The 422-nt window shown below is 67.8% G+C and carries 1 protein-coding gene; it reads left to right on the forward strand.

Going from position 1 to position 422, the window contains the following annotated elements:
* On the forward strand, positions 1-422 hold a 422-nt coding region (locus HZI36_RS26700), incomplete at both ends, for an autotransporter-associated beta strand repeat-containing protein (RefSeq protein ID WP_179405668.1).

Below are 422 nucleotides of genomic sequence, written 5' to 3' on the forward strand. Positions count from 1 at the left end.
ACGAACGTGAATCTCGGCGCGAACGCGCTGACGATGAACAACGCGACCAATGGCACGTTCGGCGGTTCGATCGGCGGCACGGGTGGCGTGACGCTGAGCGGCCCGGGCACGGAAACGCTGACGGGTGCGAACACGTACACGGGCGGCACGACGATCAACGGCGGCACGCTGGCGATCGGCACGGGCGGTAGCCTGGCATCGACGAGCCCGGTCGATCTGGCGGGCACCGGCTCGACGTTCGACATCAGCGGTGCGAACGGGCCGCAGACGATCGGCACGCTGTCGGGCGTCAACGGCACGAACGTGAATCTCGGCGCGAACCCGTTGACGATGAACAACGCGACGAACGGCACGTTCGGCGGTTCGATCGGCGGGACCAGCGGCGTGACGTTGAACGGTCCGGGCACCGAAACGCTGACGGG

It is taken from the genome of Burkholderia guangdongensis, assembly GCF_013403875.1.
Taxonomy (GTDB): domain Bacteria; phylum Pseudomonadota; class Gammaproteobacteria; order Burkholderiales; family Burkholderiaceae; genus Burkholderia; species Burkholderia guangdongensis.